Consider the following 17,956-nt stretch of genomic DNA (forward strand, 5'->3'; position numbering starts at 1 on the left):
CGGTGCAGCTGCTGGCCTGCCCGGTGTGCGGAGACCCGCTGACCACCCGGCCGGACGACGCCGGGCTGCGCTGCCCGGCCGGGCACGCCTTCGACCGGGCGCGCCAGGGGCACGTCACGCTGCTGCCACCGGGGCACGTCCCGCCGTCCGGCGACTCCGCCGCGATGGTCGCCGACCGGGTCGCCTTCCTCGCCGCCGGCCACTACGCGGGCCTGACCCGCGCCCTGGAGGACGCCGTCACCGCGGGGGACCACGGCCCACCCGGCGCGCTGCTCGACCTCGGCGGGGGCACCGGGCACCACCTGGCCGCCGTCCTCGACCGGCTGCCGGACGCCGCCGGGGTGGTCCTGGACTCCTCCCGCTACGCCGCCCGGCGCGCGGCCGGCGCCTCCCCGCGCGCGCTCGCGGTGGTCGCCGACGCCTGGGCCCGCCTGCCCGTGCGCACGGCCGCCGTCGACCGGGTGCTGGTCGTCTTCGCCCCGCGCAACGGCCCGGAGGTCGCCCGGGTGCTGCGCCCGGGCGGGCGGCTGGTCGTCGTCACCCCGGCCGCCGACCACCTCCGCGAGCTGGTCGGCCCGCTCGGGCTGCTGCGGGTCGACCCCGACAAGGCACGCCGGCTGTCCGCCGCCCTCGGCCCGCACCTGCACCCGGTGGCCGCGGCGGCCCACCGGGAGCACCTCGTGCTGGACCGGGCGGCGGTCGCGACGCTGGTCGGCATGGGCCCGCACGCCCGCCACCTGGACCCCGCACGGCTGGCCGCGGCGGTGGCCGCGCTGCCGGGACGGACGCCGGTCACGCTGTCCGTCGACGTCACCACCTGGGCCCCGGAACCGGGCGGCCCCGGCGTGTCAGGTCACGATCCGGGCACGACCTGAGGTCTCCACGGGCGTCCGTCGCGTGCCGACGGGCGCGCCCGCGACGTCGGCAGGAAGCCGGTGGCGGGAAGCGTCTAAGCTGCGGCCGTGACGATCGCACCGGCGCCGATCGTGAGCCGGCCGAGCCCGGTTCACGAGGCGGAGAAGGGCTCGCGGCTCTCCAACCTGCTGCGGACCACCGACCACAAGACCATCGGCCTGATGTACCTGGCCACCTCCTTCGCCTGGTTCGTCGTCGGCGGGCTGCTGGCGATGCTGATGCGCGGGGAACTGGGCCGCCCGGGCCTGCAGTTCCTGTCGCCGGAGCAGTACAACCAGCTGGTCACCATGCACGGCACGATCATGCTGCTGTTCTTCGCGACGCCGCTGTTCTTCGCCTTCGCGAACCTGATCATGCCGCTGCAGATCGGCGCGCCCGACGTGGCGTTCCCGCGGCTGAACTCGTTCTCCTACTGGCTGTTCCTGTTCGGCTCCACGATCGCGGTGTCGGGCTTCTTCACCCCGGGTGGTGCCGCCGACTTCGGCTGGTACGCCTACACGCCGCTGTCCACCGCCGCGCACAGCCCCGGTGCCGGTGCCGACCTGTGGATCGCCGGCCTCGCCGTCAGTGGTCTGGGCACCATCCTCGGTGCGGTCAACTTCCTCACCACGCTGGCCTGCCTGCGCGCGCCGGGCATGACGCTGTTCCGGATGCCGATCTTCTGCTGGAACACCCTGGTGACCAGCCTGCTGGTGCTCTTCGCCTTCCCGATCCTCACCGCCGCGCTGTTCGCCCTGCTGGCCGACCGCCAGCTCGGGGCGCTGGTGTTCGTCGAGGAGAACGGCGGGTCGATGCTGTGGCAGCACCTGTTCTGGTTCTTCGGGCACCCCGAGGTCTACATCATCGCGCTGCCGTTCTTCGGCATCATCACCGAGATCATCCCGGTGTTCAGCCGCAAGCCGCTGTTCGGCTACAAGGGCATGGTCTTCGCGACCATCGCCATCGGTGGCCTGTCGCTGACGGTGTGGGCGCACCACATGTACGCGACCGGCGCGGTGCTGCTGCCCTTCTTCTCCTTCCTGACCTACCTCATCGCCGTGCCGACCGGGATCAAGTTCTTCAACTGGATCGGCACGATGTGGCGCGGCCAGCTCACCTTCGAGACGCCGATGCTGTTCGCCATCGGCTTCCTGGTGACCTTCCTGCTCGGTGGGCTGACCGGCGTCCTGCTCGGCAGCCCGGCGCTGGACTGGCACCTCAACGACAGCTACTTCGTCGTGGCGCACTTCCACTACGTCGTCTTCGGGACCGTCGTGTTCGCCGCCTACGCGGGCATGTACTTCTGGTTCCCGAAGATGATCGGCCGGATGATGGACGAGCGGATCGGCAAGCTGCACTTCTGGCTGACGTTCATCGGTTTCCACGGCACGTTCCTCGTGCAGCACTGGCTCGGCGCCGAGGGCATGCCCCGCCGCTACGTCAACTACCTGGGCACCGACGGGTTCACCACGCTGAACACCGTGTCGACGATCTTCTCGTTCGTGCTGGGCGCCTCCACGATCCCGTTCCTCTACAACGTGGCCCGGTCGTGGCGCTACGGCCGGCTGGCGCTGCGGGACGACCCGTGGGGCCACGGCAACTCGCTGGAGTGGGCGACGGGCTCCCCGCCGCCGCGGCACAACTTCACCGAGATCCCCAAGATCCGCTCCGAGCGGCCGGCGTTCGAGGCGCACTACCCGCACCTGGTCGAGCGGCTGCAGCGTGAGGCGCACGCCGGCAAGGGCCACGGCCGGTACACCAGCGAGCTGGCCGGCGGCACCGGCCCGCGTCAGGGAGTCAACGACCCCGATCCCTTCTGAAAGAGGACCCCGTCCTCCTCACCGCTCGCAAGCTCGCGGCGAGCCTCTGGACGGGGCCACCTCTCAGCGGGCAGCACAGCTCACCTGACGCCCCGTCGGCTCCGGCCGGCGGGGCGTCGCGGTGTGCGGGGACCGCTGCTGCCCGGTGGCCGGACGGCGGCCGGTGGTGCGGCACGATGACGGCCGTGCCGCCCGACCCCGCCCTGCACCCGGACCCCGTCGGCGTGCCGGCCGCCACCCCGCGGGCGCTGCTGACCGTCTCCGGGAGCGACCGCCCCGGGGTCACCGCGCGCCTGTTCGCCGCGCTGGCCGCGCCCGGGGACGGGTTCCCGCCGCTCGAGGTGGTCGACGTCGAGCAGGTCGTCGTCCACGGGCAGCTGGTGCTCGGCGTCGTCGTCGGGGCGCTGCCGGTCGAGGGCGGGCCGGTCCAGGGCGGGCCGGTCGAGGGCGGGCCGGCGGTGCCCGAGGAGCGCTTCCTGGCCGCCCTCGGCCGGCTGGCCGGGGACGTCGCCGCGGCCACCGGCGTGCGGGTGCAGGTCGAGTCCGCCGCCGACGCCGGGCTGGACGCCGCCCCCGCCGGCCGGCCGCACCACGTCATCCTGCTGGGCCGGCCCGTCCCGCCCGGGGCCGTGGCCGGGGCCGCGTCGGCCATCGCGGGCACCGGCGGCAACATCGAGGCCATCCGCCGCCTGTCGGACTACCCGGTCACCAGCTTCGAGCTCACCGTCTCCGGCGGGGAGGCCACCGCGCTGCGCACCGCGCTGGCCTCGGTGGCCTCGGCCACCGGGGCCGACATCGCCGTCGAGCAGGTCGGCCTGGCGCGTCGCAGCAAGCGGCTGATCGTGCTCGACGTGGACTCCACCCTGGTGCGCGGGGAGGTCATCGACGAGCTCGCCGCCCGCGCCGGCCGGGCCGCCGAGGTCGCCCGGATCACCGCCGCGGCCATGAACGGCGAGCTGGACTTCGCCCAGTCGCTGCGGGCCCGGGTGGCCGCGCTCGCGGGGCTGCCGGTCGAGGTGCTCGACGAGGTGCGCCAGGCGCTCGTGCTCACCCCCGGCGCGCGCACGCTCATCCGCACGCTCAAGCGGCACGGCCTCCGCTGCGGCGTCGTCAGCGGCGGCTTCACCCAGGTCACCGACCCGCTGGCCGAGCAGCTGGGCCTGGACTTCGCCGCGGCCAACACCCTGGAGGTCGCCGACGGCCGGCTCACCGGCGGGCTGGTGGGGGAGATCGTCGACCGCCCCGGGAAGGCGCGGGCGCTGGCCCGCTTCGCCGAGGCGTACGGCATCCCGCTGGAGCAGACCGTGGCCGTGGGCGACGGGGCCAACGACCTGGACATGCTCAACGCTGCCGGCCTGGGGATCGCCTTCAACGCCAAGCCCTACGTGCGCGAGCAGGCGCACACCGCCCTGAACCAGCCCTACCTGGACGCCGTGCTGCAGGTGCTCGGCTTCACCCGCGACGAGGTCCTCGACGCGGAGTGAGCCAGGCGCGGCGTTCTGGAGGCTGTCTGCGCGGCAGTCGGGGTCCCCGCCCGCAACCGGCGCCCGGATTCCCCGCAGTAAGTACAGCGGCCTGGGCGCTCGACGGCTTCCCGCGATCACGGCGCCGGGACCACCGGATCGACGCCCGGAGTGGTCACGGCGCCGTGATCGCGGCGGGCTGGGTGTCCGATGCGTCCAAGACGCCGGCGCGGCTGCTGCCTAGCGTCACCGGCATGGAGCTGCGCCCCGCCGTCGTCGGACTCGTGGTCTCGGACATGGCCGCGACCCTCGCCTTCTACCGCCGCTGCGGCCTCGCCGTGCCGGAGGGCGCCGACGACCAGCCGCACGTCGAGCTGCCGCTGGGCGGCGGGCTGCGGCTGGCCCTGGACACCGAGGCGACCATCCGGTCGTTCGACCCGCACTGGGCCCCGCCGACCGGTGGTCACCGGGTGGCCATCGCCTTCGACTGCGGCAGCCCCGCCGGCGTCGACGCGGCGTGGGCGGAGCTGACCGGGGCCGGTTCCCACGGGCACCTGCCGCCGTGGGACGCCGTGTGGGGTCAGCGCTACGCCGTCGTCCGCGACCCGGACGGCACCCCGGTGGACCTCTTCGCGGCGCTACCCGGCTGACCCGCGCAGCAGCGCGGTCGCGGTGGTGCCGGTCAGGTCGCGCACGTCCCGGGCGAGGTGTGCCTGGTCGGCGTACCCGGTCTCGGCGGCCACCCGGGCCAGCGGCGCCCCCTGCCGGACCTGCTCCAGCGCGCGGCCCAGCCGCAGCACCCGGCTCAGGTGGCGCGGCCCGTAGCCGAAGAGGTCCAGCGACCGGCGGTGCAGCTGCCGGACGCCGAGGCCCAGCCGCGCGGCCATGCCCGCGACCGGCACCCCTGCCCGTGCCAGCGCCAGCACCCGGCCGCCCAGCGGGTCCGCGGGGGAGTCGACCACCCGCTCGCCGGCCCACCGTTCCAGGGCGCCGGCCGGGTCCTCGGCCACCCGGTCGGCCAGTCGCCGCGCCACCGCCGCCGGCCACAGCTCCTCCAGCAGCGGCGTCCGGTCCCGCAGCTCGTGCGCGGGCACGCCCAGCAGCGCCGGTCCGGTCCCGCCGGAGAAGCGCAGCGCGACGTAGCGGGCGGGCACCGGGTCCTCGTGCCACCGCGCCCGCGTGTCGGGACCGGCCACCGACAGCCGCCGGCCGTCCCAGAGCAGGTCCAGGCAGCCGTCGGGCAGGATCCGCGACGCCCCCGCGGGCACGGCCCGCTGCCACAGCACCGCGCCGGGCACGGCGGTCGCCCGCTCGCGGTACGTCACTGCCCGGCCGGTGACCGGTGCACCCCGCCGGAGAGCTCCACGCCGGCGGTGCGGAGCTGGTCCAGCGCGGCGTCGGTGGTCGCCTCGCTGACGCCCGCGGTGAGCGGCAGCAGCACGCGGGTCGCGAAGCCCGCGCCGACGGCGTCCAGGGCGGTGGCCCGCACGCAGTGGTCGGTGGCGATCCCGACGACGTCCACGGCGTCCACCCCACGGGCGCGCAGCCAGTCGGCCAGCGGCACGCCGTCGGAGGCCCCCTCGAAGCCGGAGTAGGCCGCGGCGTACTCGCCCTTGTCGAACACCGCCTCGATCGGGCCGCGGTCCAGGTGCGGGTGCAGCTCGACGCCGCCGGTGCCGACCACGCAGTGCGCCGGCCAGGTCTCCAGGTAGTCCGGCTGCGCGGCGAAGTGGCCGCCGGGGTCGACGTGGTGGTCGCGGGTGGCCACCACGTGCGCGTAGTCGCCCGCGTGCGCGCGCAGGTGGGCGCTGATCGCCGCGGCGACGTCCGCACCGCCGGCGACGGCCAGGCTGCCGCCCTCGCAGAAGTCGTTCTGCACGTCCACCACCAGCAGGGCGCGGGTCACGTCGTCCTCCTCAGGCCGTCACGGTCTCGATGGCGCTCTCCCCGCGGGACAGCGCGAACGCCTCGGCAGGCAGCGCGGCGACGGTCTGCTCGTGGTGGGCCCGCGCGGCGGCCACCGCCTCCCGCGGTGTGGCCGGGGTGCACACCTCGCCGCCGCGGACCAGCTCCACGACCAGCGCCCGGTCGCCGTCCCGGGGGAGCACCGGTGCGCTGGTGACCACCTCGGCGGTCGCCGTGCCGGCGGCGTCGTGCCGGCGGACGGCGGACTTGCGCCCCCCGACGGAGTTCTTGCCCTCCGAGCGCTTGGCCACCGGGACGCCGTCCCGTTCCACCAGCTTGTAGACCATCCCCGCGGTCGGGGCCCCGGAGCCGGTGACCAGCGAGGTGCCCACGCCGTACCCGTCGACCGGGGCGGCCATGAGCCCGGCGATCGCGTACTCGTCCAGGTCGCTGGTGACCACGATCCGCGTCCGCGTCGCGCCGAGGGAGTCCAGCAGCTCGCGGGCGTGCCGGGCCAGCGTGGGCAGGTCCCCGGAGTCCAGCCGGATCGCGCCCAGCTGCGGCCCGGCCACCTCCACCGCCGTCCGGATGCCCTGGTCGACGTCGTAGGTGTCCACCAGCAGCGTGGTCCCCACGCCCAGGGCGGCGACCTGGGCGCGGAAGGCGGCGGCCTCGTCGTCGTGCAGCAGCGTGAAGGCGTGCGCGCTGGTGCCGGTGGTCGGGACGCCGTAGCGGCGACCGGCCTCCAGGTTCGAGGTGGCGGCGAACCCGGCCAGGTGCGCGGCCCGGGCGGCGGCCACCGCGGCGTCCTCGTGCGTGCGCCGCGAGCCCATCTCGATGCACGGCCGCTCGCAGGCCGCCGACACCATCCGGGCCGCGGCCGACGCGATGGCGCTGTCGTGGTTGAGCACCGAGAGCACCAGCGTCTCCAGCAGCACCCCCTCGGCGAACGGCGCCCGGACGGTGAGCACCGGCGAGCCCGGGAAGAACGGCTCGCCCTCCGCGTAGCCGTCGACGTCCCCGGAGAAGCGGAACCCGGCCAGCCGGTCCAGCAGCCGTGCGTCGGTGAGCCCCTGCTCGCGCAGCGCGGCCAGGTCGGCGTCGGTGAACCGGAAGCCGGCCAGCGCCTCCAGCAGCCGCCCGGTGCCGGCCAGCACGCCGTACCGGCGCCCGTGCGGCAGCCGCCGGGCGAAGACCTCGAACACGCAGTCGCGGTCGGCGGTGCCGTCGGCCAGCGCCGCGGCGACCATGGTCAGCTCGTACCGGTCGGTGAGCAGGGCGGGACCGGTCGACATGGCCCCGCAGCGTAGGCGCGACCGGCGACACCCCGCGTTCTAAGGTGAGGGGGTGGCCGGACCGCTCGCCCCGATCCGGACGCCGGAGGAGACCGTCGAGGAGCTCGGCGACCTCGACCGCCCGTGGGTCACCATCGTCTGGAACGACCCGGTCAACCTCATGACCTACGTGACCTACGTCCTGCAGGAGCTGTTCGGCTACGACGAGCCGACGGCGACCACGCTCATGCTGCAGGTGCACGAGGAGGGCAGGGCGATCGTGAGCTCCGGGCCACGGGAGAAGATGGAGCACGACACCAGCCGGCTGCACGCCTACGGGCTGTGGGCCAGCTACCAGCGCGACTCGTGAGGGCACCCGCGTGAGGCCGTTCCGCCGTCGCGGGGACGAGCTCGCCGCCCGGCTCGAGCCGGCCGAGGCGCACGTCCTCGGCCTGCTGCTCGACCAGCTCGAGCAGCTGCTCACCGCCGAGGCCGAGGACGTCGCCGGCGACCCGGTCATCGCTCGGCTGCTGCCCGCCGGGCACCGCAGCGACCCCGACATCGCCGCGGACTACCGGGAGATGACCGAGTCGGCGCTGCGCTCCGGCAAGGCCTACGACCTGGCCACCGTCCGGGCCGGTCTGCCCCCGGACGGCGGGGCGGTCCGCCTGGACCCGGAGCAGGCGGCCGCCTGGCTGCGCACCACCAACGACCTGCGGCTGGCGCTGGGCACCCGGCTGGACATCCGGGAGGACACCGAGCCGCCGGAGGACCTCGGCGGCGAGGAGGGCCAGCAGCTGGCCGTCTACTACTGGCTCACCGGCCTGCAGGGCTCGCTCGTCGACGCACTCGCCGCGGGTCGCGCCGGCCGAAGGTGAGCACGACCAGCACCGCGAGGAGCAGGTCGAGCACGAAGAACACCGACACCAGGCCGGGCATCTCCAGGTCGCGCACCAGCGCACCGACCGCGGAGACCAGCACCACCAGCGACAGGACGGCGACCAGCAGCAGGGTCAGCACCTGGAGCGACACGACCAGCACCAGCGACACCCGGTCGCCACCGATGGCGCGGCGGTACCAGCCGGTGCGCCTGCGGGTGCCCCCGACGCCGAGCACCAGCGCCGGCAGCGCCACGCCCAGCACGCCCGCGACCATGAGCAGCTCGACCACCACGACCTCGCACCGTAACCGAGCGGGACCCCCCGCCCCTCGCCAGTTCGGGGCGGGACGCTGCGGGCGCCGTCGGTGGGCCGCCTAGACTGGGCCCGTGCTGCGCATCGACCGCGCGACCTACGACGCCATCGTGGCCCACGCCCGGGAGGACCACCCGGACGAGGCCTGTGGCGTCGTCGCCGGCCCCGCGGGCAGCGACCGTCCCGAGCGGTTCATCCCGATGCTGAACGCCGCGCGCTCGCCCACGTTCTACGAGTTCGACTCCGGGGACCTGCTGCGGCTGTACCGGGACATGGACGACCGGGACGAGGAGCCGGTGGTGGTGTACCACTCGCACACCGCCACCGAGGCCTCCCCCTCCCGCACCGACATCGGTCTGGCCGCCGAGCCGGGTGCGCACTACGTGCTGGTCTCCACCCGCCAGCACGGGGAGCGGACCGGGCTGGCCGGGGACGACGTCGAGTTCCGCAGCTTCCGGATCGTCGACGGCGTCGCCACCGAGGAGCACGTCGAGGTCGTCGAGTCCTACCTGTTCGGCCACTCGCCGACCACCGTCGTCTACGACTGAAGAAGTCGAAGGACCCTCCTGCCCCCCACGACGCGCTCCGCGCGCCGCGGGTCCCTGCAGGAGGGCCACCCGTCGTCCGGAATCCCGGACGGCGATCGGGCGTTGGGCCGAGCAGACGCACGTCCGCCGCGCCGTCGCGCGGCACACCCCTGAACCCCTGAGGAGCACGAACCCGCCATGGCCATCGAGGTCCGGATCCCGACCATCCTGCGCACCCACACCGGCGGCAACAAGACCGTCGAGGGCAGCGGGGACACCCTGGCCGCGCTCGTCGAGGACCTCGACGCCAAGCACCCGGGCCTGAAGAACCGCCTGGTCACCGAGGAGGGCAAGCTGCACCGCTTCGTCAACGTCTACGTCAACGACGAGGACGTGCGCTTCACCGGCGCCCTGGACACCCAGGTCAAGGACGGCGACTCGGTGACCATCCTCCCGGCGGTCGCGGGCGGCTGACCGCCGTCCCGCCCACCACCCCCAGACCCGAGGACCGCTGATGGCCCGCTTCGCCTCGCTCGTCGACTCGCTCGGCAACACCCCACTGGTGGGGCTGCCGAGCCTGTCGCCGTCCGCCGACGTCCGGCTGTGGGCCAAGCTCGAGGACCACAACCCCACCGGGTCGATCAAGGACCGCGCCGCCATCTCCATGATCGAGGCGGCGGAGAAGGAGGGGCGACTCAAGCCGGGGGACACCATCCTGGAGCCCACCAGCGGCAACACCGGGATCTCCCTGGCGATGGTGGCCAGCCAGCGCGGCTACAAGCTGATCTGCGTGATGCCGGAGAACACCTCGATCGAGCGGCGCCAGCTGCTGGAGATGTACGGCGCGCAGATCATCAGCTCCCCGGCGGCCGGCGGCTCCAACCAGGCCGTCGCCGTCGCCAGGGGGCTGGCCGCCGAGCACACCGACTGGGTGATGCTCTACCAGTACGGCAACCCGGCCAACGCCGAGGCGCACTACACCGGCACCGGCCCGGAGATCCTCGCCGACCTGCCCTCGATCACCCACTTCGTCGCGGGCCTCGGCACCACCGGCACCCTCATGGGCGTCTCCCGCTTCCTGCGCGAGCGCAAGCCCGGGGTGCGGGTGGTCGCCGCCGAGCCGCGCTACGGCGAGCTGGTCTACGGGCTGCGCAACATCGACGAGGGCTTCGTCCCCGAGCTGTACGACCCCGAGCTGCTGGACTCGCGGTTCAGCGTCGGGCCGCTGGACGCGCTGCGGCGCACCAGGCAGCTGGTGGAGCAGGAGGGCATCTTCGCCGGCATCTCCACCGGCGCGATCCTGCACGCCGCGCTCGGCATCGCCGACAAGGAGGTCGCCGCGGGCCGCCGCGCCGACATCGTCTTCATCGTCTGCGACGGCGGCTGGAAGTACCTGTCCACCGGCGCCTACGCCGGCACGCTCGAGGAGGCGACCTCCGCGCTGGAGGGCCAGCTCTGGGCCTGAGCGGACCGGCGCCGGCGAGCACCCGGCCGGGTGCGCAGGCGGACCGGGCCGCACCGCGGTGACGCGTCCCGCGGCGGGTCCGCGTCGCCGCCGTCGCCGTGGGACCCCTGCCCTGACGGGCACCCGGGTGTGGTGCGGACCTCCCCGGCGTCGCGGCTAGCCTGACCCGCGACATGGGGACGACGGGAGCGCGGGCATGCGGCTGACGGTGGTCGGCTGCTCGGGCAGCGGCCCGGGCCCCGCGTCACCGGCGTCCTGCTACCTGGTCGAGCACGACGGCTTCCGCGTGCTCCTCGACCTGGGCAACGGCGCGTTCGGGACGCTGCAGGCCCTCGTCGACCCGGCGTCCGTCGATGCGCTGTACCTGACCCACCTGCACGCCGACCACTGCCTCGACGTCGCCCCCTTCGTCGTGTGGCACCGCTACTCCGGGCGGTCCCGCGGCCGGCCGGTGCCGCTGTATGCCCCGCACGGCGCGCACCGGCGGCTGGCCTCGGCCTACTACGGCAACGACGCCCCCCTGGAGGACGTCTTCGACTTCACCGTCCTCACCGGCGAGCCCTTCGACCTGGGGCCCTTCCGGGTGCGGACGGCGCGCACCGCGCACCCGGTGGAGTGCCACGCGGTGCGGCTGACCGCCGGTGGCCGCTCGCTGGTCTACACCGGGGACACCGGCGTCAGCGCCGCCGTGGTCGAGCTCGCCCGCGGCGCCGACGTGCTGCTGGCCGAGGCCGCGCACCCCGACGTCCCGGACCTGCCGCCGGACCTGCACCTCACCGGCCGGCAGGCCGCCGAGCACGCCGCCGCAGCGGGGGTCGATCGGCTGCTGCTCACCCACGTGCCGGCCTGGGTCGACCCCGCCGGGCAGCTCGCCTCCGCGCGGACCGTCTACCCGACCGCCGAACTCGTCGCCCCCCGCGCCACGTACGACGTCTGACGGAGCCTCCTGCCCCCGGCACCCGCAGGCTCGCGGCGGCATCCTGCAGGAGGACGGTGCCGCACGTCAGCGCACCCCGCTTGCCCCGCCGCGTGCGGCCGGGCACGGTGGCCCGGTGGTCGACGACGAACGGGACGGCGTCCGGCTGACCAGCCTCGACGCCCCGCTGGGCGACGGCCTCGGGGTGACCAAGGGCGACCTGGTCGACCACCTCGACGCCAACGCCTCCCGGTTGGTGCCGCAGCTGGCGGGCCGCCCGCTGTCGGTGAAGCGGGTCCGGCCGGGCCAGGAGCCGTTCGTGCAGCGCAACGTCGCCAAGGGCGCCCCCGACTGGGTGCGCACCGTCCCGGTGTGGTCCCACGGTGCGCACCGCGAGGTCCACCAAGTGCTCTGCGACGACCGCCGCACGCTGCTGTGGCTGGCCAACCAGCGGGCCGTGGAGTTCCACGTGCCCTTCGCCCTCGCCGGCGCGGAGACCGCGCCGACCGGGATCGTGCTCGACCTGGACCCACCGGAGGGGGCCGACTTCGCCGTGGTCGTGCAGGCGGCGGACCTCGTCCGGCGGGCGCTGGCCGACGCCGGGCTCGCCGGGGCGGTGAAGACCAGCGGGTCCAAGGGCGTGCACGTCGTCGTGCCGGTGTGCGGGGTCGGGCCCGAGGACGCCGCCGCCGCGACCCGCGCGCTCGCCGCCCGCGCCGCCGCCCTGGACCCGGACCTGGCCACCACCGCCTACATCGTCGAGGACCGGCACGGCCGGGTGTTCCTCGACTCGACCCGCTCGGGCTCCTCGACGATCGTGGCCGCCTACAGCCCGCGCGTCCGCCCGGGCCTGCCGGTGTCCGCGCCGGTCGCCTGGTCGGACCTGCCCGCGGTGCGGCCCGGTGACGTGACCGTCCGGACGGCCCCGGAGCTGCTGGGCGACGGTGACCCGTGGGCGGCGCTGCTGCCCGCGCCGCAGGAGCTGCCGGCCGACCTGGTCGCCGAGGGCCGCACCATCCCGGTGGCCCGCGTGCAGGCGATGCACGAGGGCCGGCGCCGGGCCCGGGCGCGCCGCGCGGAGGCGGGGGACTGACCGTCCGCGGCCGCGTCCACAGCCGCGGCGCCGTCCACAGGCCCGGGCCGGCGCGTCGCCCGCGCCGGGCACGCTGCCGGCCATGTCACCGGACCCGCAGACCACCGCCTGGCTCGACCAGGAGGACGCCCACCTCGCCCGGGTGATCCGGCAGCACCGCTGGGCGGTGCAGTACGTCGGCGCCGGCACCGGGGACGACGAGCCCTGCTTCGGCTACACCATCGGGCTGTTCGGCCTGGGCCACCCGGAGCTGGTCGTCGTCGGCCTGGCGCCCGGCCCCACGCACGACCTGCTGCAGCAGGTGGCCGCCGAGGTCGCCGCCGGGCGCGACCTGGTGCCCGGGGAGCTGCTCGACCGGGACGACGGCGGCGGGCGGCTGTGCGTCGAGGTCTCGCCCAACCCCGGCGAGGTGGTGCTGGGCGCCAACCGCTTCTACCAGCGGCCACCGGAGTACTCGGTGCCGGCGCTGCAGCTGACCTGGACCCGGGCGGGGTGTTTCCCGTGGGAGGAGGGGCACCCGTGCGACCCCGGGTGCCAGCCGCGCCCCGGCACCTGGCGGGCCTGACGGAGGACCTCCCTGCCCCCGCCGCCACTCGCAGTGGAGGGACCCTGCAGGGAGGCCGCTCCGTCGGCTAGTCCAGACCCAGGTCGCGGCGCAGCTTGGCGACGTGACCGGTCGCCTTGACGTTGTAGGCGGCCTTCTCGACGCGGCCCTCGGCGTCGATGACGAACGTCGACCGGATGACCCCGAGGACCTCCTTGCCGTACAGCTTCTTGGTCCCGTACGCGCCGTAGGCGGCGAGCACCTCCTTGTCCGGGTCGGACAGCAGGGTGATCCGCAGGCCCTCGGCCTCGCGGAAGCGCGCCAGCTTGTCGACCGGGTCCGGGGAGATGCCGATGACGTCCAGGCCGGCCTCGGCCAGGTCGCCGGCGGAGGCGGTGAAGTCCACGGCCTGGGTGGTGCACCCCGGGGTCATCGCCGCCGGGTAGCAGTAGACGACCACCCGGCGGCCGCGGTGGTCGGCGAGCGACACCGGGGTGCCGTCGGCGTCGGGCAGCGTGAACCCCGGGGCGGGGTCGCCCGGGGCCAGGCGGACGGGAGCCGTGTCGAGGCCGCGGTCGGTGTCGGTCATGACCGGCATCCTGCCGTGCCCGGCCGGCCGCGCGGCAGGGGCGTCCCTGGGTCAGCCGGCGAGGAAGGACAGCCGGACCTGCCGCTCGGGGTTGTCGGTGTTGGTGTCCACCAGGCAGACCCGCTGCCAGGTGCCCAGCTGCAGGCGCCCGCCGAGCACCGGGATGCTCGTCGACGGCGGGACGAACGCCGGGAGCACGTGGTCGCGGCCGTGACCCGGACTGCCGTGCCGGTGCCGCCACCGCCCGTCGCGGGGGAGCAGCTCGTCGAGCTGGGCGAGCAGGTCGTCGTCGCTGCCGGCGCCGGTCTCGATGACGGCGACGCCTGCCGTCGCGTGCGGCACGAACACGTGCAGCAGCCCGTCGGCCTCCGCCCGCACGAACTCGGCGCACTCCTCGGTGAGGTCGACCACCGTGGGCTCGCCTCCGGTCCGGACCGTCCGCAGCTCAGATCGCACGTGACATTGTCGTCCTACCGGACGACACCGCGTCCAGGTGTCGTCCCCGACGCAGCCGAGCCGGCCCGCCGCCTCGTCGCGGGACCCACCGGGCCCCACTCCTCGACGGCACCGCGTCCAGGTGCCGTCCCCGACGCAGCCGAGCCGGCCCGCCGCCTCGTCGCGGGACCCTCCGGGCCCCACTCCTCGACGACACCGCGTCCAGGTGCCGTCCCCGACGCCGGACGGCGGGAGCCGCGGTGTGCCCGCGACAGCCGCGCTGCACCGCGGCTCCGGCGGCCGCACGGCGGCTCTCGTGGGGGGCGCCGGCCCGCCCCCGGGCGGCACTACTGTCGGCGCACGTGACCGCAGCAGCCGCGCCTCCGCGCCCCGACGGCCGGGCGGCCGACCAGCTCCGCCCCGTGACGATCACCCGCAACTGGCTGGACCACGCCGAGGGCTCGGTGCTGGTGGAGTTCGGCCGCACCCGCGTGCTCTGCGCGGCCAGCGTCACCGAGGGCGTGCCGCGCTGGCGGAAGGGCTCGGGCCTGGGCTGGGTGACCGCCGAGTACGCGATGCTGCCGCGGGCCACGCACACCCGCGGTGACCGCGAGTCGGTCAAGGGCCGCATCGGCGGGCGCACGCACGAGATCAGCCGGCTGGTCGGGCGCTCGCTGCGCGCCGCGGTCGACCTCGCCGCGCTGGGGGAGAACAGCGTCGCCGTCGACTGCGACGTCCTGCAGGCCGACGGCGGCACCCGGACGGCGGCGATCACCGGTGCCTACGTCGCCCTCGCCGACGCCGTGTCCTGGCTGGGCGAGCGGCGCAAGCTGGCCCGCGCGAAGCCGCTGCTGCAGTCGGTGGCCGCGGTGAGCGTCGGCGTGGTCGACGGGCAGCCGCGACTGGACCTCGCCTACGAGGAGGACGTGCGCGCCGGCACCGACATGAACGTCGTGTGCACCGGCGACGGCAGCTTCGTCGAGGTCCAGGGCACCGCGGAGAACGGCGTCTTCGACCGCGGCACCCTCGACGCGCTGCTGGACCTCGCGGTCGGCGGCTGCGCCACGCTCACCGCGCTGCAGCAGCAGGCGCTCACCCGATGAGCGCGCGGCTGCTGCTGGCCACCCGCAACCCCGGCAAGCTCGCCGAGCTGCGCCGGCTGCTGCACAGCGCCGTCCCCGGGGTGGACGTGCTGGGGCTGGGCGACCTCCCCGAGTACCCCGAGGCGCCCGAGACCGGTGCCACCTTCGCCGAGAACGCGCTGCTCAAGGCACGCGAGGCGGTCCGGCACACCGGGTTGGCCGCGGTCGCCGACGACTCCGGGCTGACCGTCGACGCGCTCAACGGGATGCCCGGGATCCTGTCCGCCCGCTGGTCGGGCCGGCACGGGGACGACGCGGCCAACACTGCCCTGCTGCTCGGCCAGCTGGCCGACGTGCCCGACGGGCGCCGCGGCGCCGCCTTCGTCTGCGCGGCCGCGGTGGTGACGCCGGAGGGCGCCGAGCGGGTGGTCGAGCGGTCCTGGCGCGGGGAGGTGGTCCGGGAGCCGCGGGGTGCCCACGGCTTCGGCTACGACCCGGTCTTCCTGCCCGACGGGCTGGAGCACACCGCCGCGGAGCTCACCGCCGCGGAGAAGGACGCGCGCAGCCACCGCGGGCAGGCCCTCACCGCCCTGGTGCCGCTGGTCGCCGAGCTGCTCGACCGGGCCTGACCGGCTCACCCCGAAGGAGGGGACCGGCGAGCCCGGGGTGCACCGGCCGGGTGGACCGGCCGATCCAGTCCGTGTCACCCGCACGAGGCGGGTGCCCGGACGACGAGGGGCCATGCGCACACACACCCGGCGGTCGACGAGGTCCCGTCCGCGACGGCGCGACCCCCACGGCCGCGTGCGGGCCGGCGCCCGGCTGCGGCTGCCCGCCCACGCCGCCACCGCCGGCCTGGTCGCCGTCCTGGCCGTGCTCACGGTCTTCTCGGTGACCGCTGCGGTGACCAACGCCCGCGCCGCCAGCGACGCGGAGCAGAGCGCCCTGGTCTCGGAGTGGTCCGAGCAGGCCGAGCGCTCCCTGGTGCGCCAGGTCGACCTCGTCGACGACCTGGCCCTCGAACCGGACGAGGAGCTGCGCGCCGAGTACGACGAGGCCAGCGCGGCCACCCGGGCGGCGATCGAGGAGATGGGTGCCGTCGCCGGCGCCGACGAGGAGATCGCCGTCCGCGAGTGGCTGCGGCTGCACACCCGGTACGAGTTCGCCGTCGAGCAGCTCCTGTCGGCCACCGCGACCAGCCCGGGGATCGCCGAGACCTACGAGGACGTCTACGTCGACCCGCACCACGACGCGCTGGAGGCCCTCATCCGCGACGAGGCCAAGCAGCACTGGGACCGCGCCAACGAGTCGCTGGCCTTCGTGGGCGACGTCCAGCAAGTGCTGCTCGTCGCCACGCCGGTGGTCTTCGGTGCCGGGCTGGCCGTGGTGGCCTGGTTCGCCGCCATCCTCACCCGCAGCCGGCGGGAGACCGTCGCGCAGGCCGAGGCCAACCGGCAGCAGGCGCTGCACGACGCGCTGACCGGCCTGCCCAACCGCACGCTGCTCCGCCAGCGCGGCGAGGTGGCGCTGGCCGGCGCCGAGTCCGGCTCGGTGGCGCTGATGCTCATCGACCTGGACCGGTTCAAGGAGGTCAACGACACCCTGGGGCACGCCTACGGGGACGTCGTCCTGCAGGCGGTGGCCGACCGGCTGCGCGCCACGGTCCGCGGCAGCGACACGGTGGCCCGGCTCGGCGGCGACGAGTTCGCCATCCTGCTGCCCCGCGTCGTCGACGAGGAGGCCGCCCGGCAGCTGGCCGGCCGGGCGCTGGTCGCGATGGAGGCGCCCATCGAGGTCGACGGCGTCTCCCTCGACATCGACGCGAGCATCGGCATCGCCATGGCCGGCGTCCACGGGGAGGACGTGGAGACCCTGCTGCAGAGCGCGGACATCGCCATGTACTCCGCCAAGGACCGCGGGCTGGGCGTGTGCGTCTACGACGACGCCCTCAACGACCACAGCCCCGAGCGGCTGGGCCTGCTCGGCCAGCTGCGCCGGGCGATCGACAACGGCGAGCTGGTGCTGCACTTCCAGCCCAAGATCGCCCTGCCCGGTGCCCAGGTGTGCGGGGTGGAGGCCCTGGTGCGCTGGCAGCACCCGCAGCGCGGCCTGGTCCCCCCGGGCGACTTCATCCCGCTGGCCGAGCGCACCCCGCTCATCCGGCCGCTGACCCGCTACGTCGTCGACGCGGCCCTCGAGCAGTGCGCGCGGTGGCGGGACGCCGGCCGGGACCTCGGCGTCGCGGTCAACATCTCGGCCCGCAACCTGCTCGACGAGCACTTCGTCGACGAGGTGGAGGAGCTGCTCGAGCACTGGCGGCTGCCGGCGTCCTGCTTGGAGCTGGAGGTCACCGAGAGCGCGATCATGGCCGACCCCGAGCGGGCCCGGCGGATCCTCACCCGGCTGGCCGAGTGCGGCGTCACCCTGTCGGTCGACGACTTCGGGGCCGGCTACACCTCGCTGGCCCAGCTCAAGGACCTGCCGGTGCGCCAGTTGAAGATCGACCGCTCCTTCGTCGCGCCGATGGCGGCCGACCCGAGCAACGCGATGATCGTGCGGTCGGTGGTCGAGCTGGGGCACAACCTGGGGCTGACCACCGTCGCGGAGGGCGTCGAGGACCAGGCGACCTGCGAGAGCCTGCAGGCGATGGGCTGCGACGTGGCGCAGGGCTACTACATCTGCCGGCCGATGCCGGCCGACGCGCTCGAGGCGTGGTTCGACGCGACGGTCGGCCTGCGGGTCTGAGCCGCGGACCC

Annotated in this window: 21 protein-coding genes; 15 read left to right on the top strand and 6 right to left on the bottom strand. The window is 75.2% G+C overall.

Annotation, left to right across the window (positions count from 1 at the left end; genetic code table 11):
* Positions 1–2: 2 nt before the first annotated feature.
* The 4 genes from RTG05_RS05600 (at position 3) to RTG05_RS05615 (ending at position 4,827) form a co-directional block, all read left to right on the top strand.
* A complete protein-coding gene (locus RTG05_RS05600) occupies positions 3–875 on the top strand; it encodes a putative RNA methyltransferase (RefSeq protein WP_396349637.1) in 873 nt (290 codons plus the stop codon).
* An 87-nt stretch (positions 876–962) separates the two neighbouring features.
* Positions 963–2,714 carry an aa3-type cytochrome oxidase subunit I gene (gene ctaD / locus RTG05_RS05605; protein WP_166527815.1) on the top strand — a complete coding sequence of 584 codons (1,752 nt, stop codon included), beginning with the start codon at positions 963–965 and terminating at the stop codon, positions 2,712–2,714.
* Positions 2,715–2,899: 185 nt separating this feature from the next.
* On the top strand, positions 2,900–4,198 hold the full coding sequence (gene serB, locus RTG05_RS05610; RefSeq protein WP_315912360.1) for a phosphoserine phosphatase SerB: 1,299 nt from the start codon (positions 2,900–2,902) through the stop codon (positions 4,196–4,198).
* Positions 4,199–4,431: 233 nt separating this feature from the next.
* Positions 4,432–4,827: a VOC family protein gene (locus tag RTG05_RS05615; RefSeq protein WP_166527817.1), complete on the top strand. Its 396-nt coding sequence runs from the start codon at positions 4,432–4,434 to the stop codon at positions 4,825–4,827.
* On the opposite strand, the gene RTG05_RS05620 is transcribed toward RTG05_RS05615, so the two are convergent.
* From RTG05_RS05620 to RTG05_RS05630, 3 genes are read right to left on the bottom strand one after another with little or no spacing between them, the layout of a single operon-like run.
* Positions 4,816–5,502: an AraC family transcriptional regulator gene (locus RTG05_RS05620; protein ID WP_166527818.1), complete on the bottom strand. Its 687-nt coding sequence runs from the start codon at positions 5,500–5,502 to the stop codon at positions 4,816–4,818. The genes RTG05_RS05615 and RTG05_RS05620 overlap by 12 nt on opposite strands.
* Positions 5,499–6,083, bottom strand: a complete 585-nt coding sequence (locus RTG05_RS05625) for an isochorismatase family protein (protein WP_166527819.1) — start codon at positions 6,081–6,083, stop codon at positions 5,499–5,501. The genes RTG05_RS05620 and RTG05_RS05625 overlap by 4 nt, the downstream gene beginning before the upstream one ends.
* 10 nt (positions 6,084–6,093) lie before the next feature.
* Positions 6,094–7,377 (bottom strand): nicotinate phosphoribosyltransferase, encoded by a 1,284-nt coding sequence (locus RTG05_RS05630; protein ID WP_166527820.1) that lies wholly within the window; start codon positions 7,375–7,377, stop codon positions 6,094–6,096.
* A gap of 52 nt (positions 7,378–7,429) precedes the next feature.
* Between RTG05_RS05630 and clpS the strand changes: the two genes are divergently transcribed.
* The gene (clpS, locus tag RTG05_RS05635; protein WP_166527821.1) at positions 7,430–7,726 is read left to right on the top strand and encodes an ATP-dependent Clp protease adapter ClpS; all 297 of its coding nucleotides are present in this window, start codon (positions 7,430–7,432) and stop codon (positions 7,724–7,726) included.
* A gap of 10 nt (positions 7,727–7,736) precedes the next feature.
* Positions 7,737–8,234: a DUF2017 family protein gene (locus tag RTG05_RS05640; RefSeq protein WP_166527822.1), complete on the top strand. Its 498-nt coding sequence runs from the start codon at positions 7,737–7,739 to the stop codon at positions 8,232–8,234.
* On the opposite strand, the gene RTG05_RS05645 is transcribed toward RTG05_RS05640, so the two are convergent.
* Positions 8,173–8,529: a hypothetical protein gene (locus tag RTG05_RS05645; protein ID WP_166527823.1), complete on the bottom strand. Its 357-nt coding sequence runs from the start codon at positions 8,527–8,529 to the stop codon at positions 8,173–8,175. The genes RTG05_RS05640 and RTG05_RS05645 overlap by 62 nt on opposite strands.
* Before the next feature lie 94 nt (positions 8,530–8,623).
* Between RTG05_RS05645 and RTG05_RS05650 the strand changes: the two genes are divergently transcribed.
* From RTG05_RS05650 to RTG05_RS05675, 6 genes are all read left to right on the top strand, one after another.
* Positions 8,624–9,097 (top strand): M67 family metallopeptidase, encoded by a 474-nt coding sequence (locus RTG05_RS05650; protein WP_166527824.1) that lies wholly within the window; start codon positions 8,624–8,626, stop codon positions 9,095–9,097.
* Between the two features lie 177 nt (positions 9,098–9,274).
* Entirely contained in the window at positions 9,275–9,550 is a 276-nt protein-coding gene (locus tag RTG05_RS05655; protein WP_166527825.1) for a MoaD/ThiS family protein, read from the top strand.
* Positions 9,551–9,590: 40 nt separating this feature from the next.
* The gene (locus tag RTG05_RS05660) at positions 9,591–10,541 is read left to right on the top strand and encodes a PLP-dependent cysteine synthase family protein (protein WP_166527826.1); all 951 of its coding nucleotides are present in this window, start codon (positions 9,591–9,593) and stop codon (positions 10,539–10,541) included.
* A gap of 196 nt (positions 10,542–10,737) precedes the next feature.
* On the top strand, positions 10,738–11,478 hold the full coding sequence (locus RTG05_RS05665; protein ID WP_166527827.1) for an MBL fold metallo-hydrolase: 741 nt from the start codon (positions 10,738–10,740) through the stop codon (positions 11,476–11,478).
* Positions 11,479–11,593: 115 nt separating this feature from the next.
* Positions 11,594–12,550: a non-homologous end-joining DNA ligase LigD gene (locus tag RTG05_RS05670; protein ID WP_166527828.1), complete on the top strand. Its 957-nt coding sequence runs from the start codon at positions 11,594–11,596 to the stop codon at positions 12,548–12,550.
* A gap of 82 nt (positions 12,551–12,632) precedes the next feature.
* Positions 12,633–13,115 carry a DUF4262 domain-containing protein gene (locus tag RTG05_RS05675; protein ID WP_166527829.1) on the top strand — a complete coding sequence of 161 codons (483 nt, stop codon included), beginning with the start codon at positions 12,633–12,635 and terminating at the stop codon, positions 13,113–13,115.
* Positions 13,116–13,182: 67 nt separating this feature from the next.
* On the opposite strand, the gene bcp is transcribed toward RTG05_RS05675, so the two are convergent.
* Both bcp and RTG05_RS05685 read right to left on the bottom strand, forming a co-directional pair.
* Entirely contained in the window at positions 13,183–13,683 is a 501-nt protein-coding gene (bcp, locus tag RTG05_RS05680; protein WP_166527830.1) for a thioredoxin-dependent thiol peroxidase, read from the bottom strand.
* Between the two features lie 51 nt (positions 13,684–13,734).
* Positions 13,735–14,139, bottom strand: coding sequence for a YjbQ family protein (locus RTG05_RS05685; protein WP_166527831.1), 405 nt, complete (start codon positions 14,137–14,139; stop codon positions 13,735–13,737).
* Positions 14,140–14,480: 341 nt separating this feature from the next.
* Between RTG05_RS05685 and rph the strand changes: the two genes are divergently transcribed.
* The 3 genes from rph to RTG05_RS05700 all read left to right on the top strand — a co-directional run bounded on the left by rph (position 14,481) and on the right by RTG05_RS05700 (position 17,945).
* Positions 14,481–15,221 (top strand): ribonuclease PH, encoded by a 741-nt coding sequence (rph, locus tag RTG05_RS05690; RefSeq protein ID WP_166527832.1) that lies wholly within the window; start codon positions 14,481–14,483, stop codon positions 15,219–15,221.
* On the top strand, positions 15,218–15,829 hold the full coding sequence (gene rdgB, locus RTG05_RS05695) for an RdgB/HAM1 family non-canonical purine NTP pyrophosphatase (RefSeq protein ID WP_166527833.1): 612 nt from the start codon (positions 15,218–15,220) through the stop codon (positions 15,827–15,829). The genes rph and rdgB overlap by 4 nt, the downstream gene beginning before the upstream one ends.
* Before the next feature lie 112 nt (positions 15,830–15,941).
* The gene (locus RTG05_RS05700) at positions 15,942–17,945 is read left to right on the top strand and encodes a putative bifunctional diguanylate cyclase/phosphodiesterase (RefSeq protein ID WP_166527834.1); all 2,004 of its coding nucleotides are present in this window, start codon (positions 15,942–15,944) and stop codon (positions 17,943–17,945) included.
* The last annotated feature ends 11 nt before the right edge of the window (positions 17,946–17,956 follow it).

This window comes from Geodermatophilus sp. DSM 44513, from assembly GCF_032460525.1.
In the GTDB taxonomy this organism is placed as follows: domain Bacteria; phylum Actinomycetota; class Actinomycetes; order Mycobacteriales; family Geodermatophilaceae; genus Geodermatophilus.

Bases quoted from the DNA above. Each gene is read 5' to 3' on its own strand.
- RTG05_RS05630 (WP_166527820.1), bottom strand. From the start codon at position 7,377: ATGTCGACCGGTCCCGCCCTGCTCACCGACCGGTACGAGCTGACCATG.
- RTG05_RS05660 (WP_166527826.1), top strand. From the start codon at position 9,591: ATGGCCCGCTTCGCCTCGCTCGTCGACTCGCTCGGCAACACCCCACTG.
- RTG05_RS05655 (WP_166527825.1), top strand. From the start codon at position 9,275: ATGGCCATCGAGGTCCGGATCCCGACCATCCTGCGCACCCACACCGGC.
- RTG05_RS05675 (WP_166527829.1), top strand. From the start codon at position 12,633: ATGTCACCGGACCCGCAGACCACCGCCTGGCTCGACCAGGAGGACGCC.
- RTG05_RS05615 (WP_166527817.1), top strand. From the start codon at position 4,432: ATGGAGCTGCGCCCCGCCGTCGTCGGACTCGTGGTCTCGGACATGGCC.
- RTG05_RS05665 (WP_166527827.1), top strand. From the start codon at position 10,738: ATGCGGCTGACGGTGGTCGGCTGCTCGGGCAGCGGCCCGGGCCCCGCG.
- rdgB (WP_166527833.1), top strand. From the start codon at position 15,218: ATGAGCGCGCGGCTGCTGCTGGCCACCCGCAACCCCGGCAAGCTCGCC.
- bcp (WP_166527830.1), bottom strand. From the start codon at position 13,683: ATGACCGACACCGACCGCGGCCTCGACACGGCTCCCGTCCGCCTGGCC.
- RTG05_RS05700 (WP_166527834.1), top strand. From the start codon at position 15,942: ATGCGCACACACACCCGGCGGTCGACGAGGTCCCGTCCGCGACGGCGC.